We start from the raw sequence: 1,320 nt of genomic DNA, 5'->3' as shown, positions 1-1,320 counted from the left end.
TACCTGAACGGACAATCGCTCAAAGAACGCCCGGCAAAGTTACGAACAGAGCCATAAATATCCAATTCTGCCGACCATGTTTTTTCTCCATCAGAGTTGAACATTTCAGTTGGAGTACCCAAGTAGTCTGTAATAATGCTGTATGATTTATCGCCAACTATCTTTGCCGCAGGTATGAATGTACCCTCTTCGAAGAGCCACGTTATCAGGCTTTCGCCTCTTCCATCTTCTGTCTGTTCCGTTACTTTTTTCTCTTCCTCCGTCCACTCGTGAAGGGGGGCATCGTCTTAAAAGCGGTAAAAAAATAAGCAGACAGACCGTGTATTTAGATTAAAAGAGCTACATGTTATATTCCTCTATATTCATTAAGAAAATCTCTTGCAAATCGCCATTTATAGCATGTCCATTTATGTTAAGCTCAAAAGAACCATCTTGATTTTCATACGAAGATATATTGTCTAATTTCCCAAATATTGTAGAGACCACATCTTGCATAACCAGTTTTACAAAAAAATGCAATTGTTTTTTCTGTTCATCATTCAAACTATGGTATAAGGCTTTGCTATTTTCCCAATACTTGTCTGTTCCTACTACTGGAGTTGGAAGCGTTTCAAGATAGTAATTATACGTATCCTTGAAAACTTCTTGACTTACGTTTTTTACAAACTCTTGTGCTGTCATACTTACTTTGATTTAATGGTGCCCCGTTTTAGGCTTATTCATTTCGGGGTACATCGATTTATTTAAATTAATAAGTTCTTGAAGTTGTTTATTAGAAATAGTATCGCCATATACCCTCCGTAATTCCCTTATATCTCTTGCCAATAATTCTCTTGCATTAGTAAACGGCTTACCAGTCTTAGGATTTATAGGACTTCTTGAAACAATGCCTACACCATCTTTTGTTCTCGTATGACCAACTGAAGGAACTAAAATTGCAGGGGCTTTCATTTCATCATAATTAGCTACTAACTTATCCATTAGTGCTTTTTGTCCTACGTGATGTGAATCCAATCCTGTGCCTGCATTTATTTTAATTAAATCTTCATGTAGTCCTACTTGAAATGGTATTCCTGTTCCTTTTAATCCCCAAGAATCTATCCACACATTTGTATCGTGAACGTAAGCATACAGTGTAGGATTATTCCCTGCAAGTCTTATTGGGTCTTGACTGATATAGATTCCGCTATCAGGCGAATAATACCTAAACCGATTGTAATACAATCCTGTCTCCTCATCCTCATACTGTCCCTGATACCTGAACGGACAATCGCTCAAAGAACGCCCGGCAAAGTTACGAACAGAGCCATAAATATCCAA

Annotated in this window: 3 protein-coding genes; all 3 read right to left on the bottom strand. The window is 37.7% G+C overall.

Annotated elements, in window-relative coordinates; translation table 11 throughout:
• Positions 1-122, bottom strand: a 122-nt coding sequence (locus F452_RS13005) for an RHS domain-containing protein (protein WP_262497971.1), incomplete at its 3' end; no start/stop codon positions are given.
• Positions 123-339: 217 nt separating this feature from the next.
• Positions 340-681 (bottom strand): hypothetical protein, encoded by a 342-nt coding sequence (locus F452_RS0110580; protein ID WP_018966146.1) that lies wholly within the window; start codon positions 679-681, stop codon positions 340-342.
• 12 nt (positions 682-693) lie between these two features.
• Positions 694-1,320: RHS repeat-associated core domain-containing protein (locus tag F452_RS11085; protein WP_018966145.1), on the bottom strand; the 627-nt coding region annotated here is incomplete at its 5' end.

The organism is Porphyromonas gulae DSM 15663 (genome assembly GCF_000378065.1).
Classification (GTDB): domain Bacteria; phylum Bacteroidota; class Bacteroidia; order Bacteroidales; family Porphyromonadaceae; genus Porphyromonas; species Porphyromonas gulae.
The sequence above is the reverse complement of the archived record's forward strand: the minus strand, read 5'-3'. Positions and strand labels throughout refer to the sequence as shown.

Bases quoted from the DNA above. Each gene is read 5' to 3' on its own strand.
- F452_RS0110580 (WP_018966146.1), bottom strand. From the start codon at position 681: ATGACAGCACAAGAGTTTGTAAAAAACGTAAGTCAAGAAGTTTTCAAG.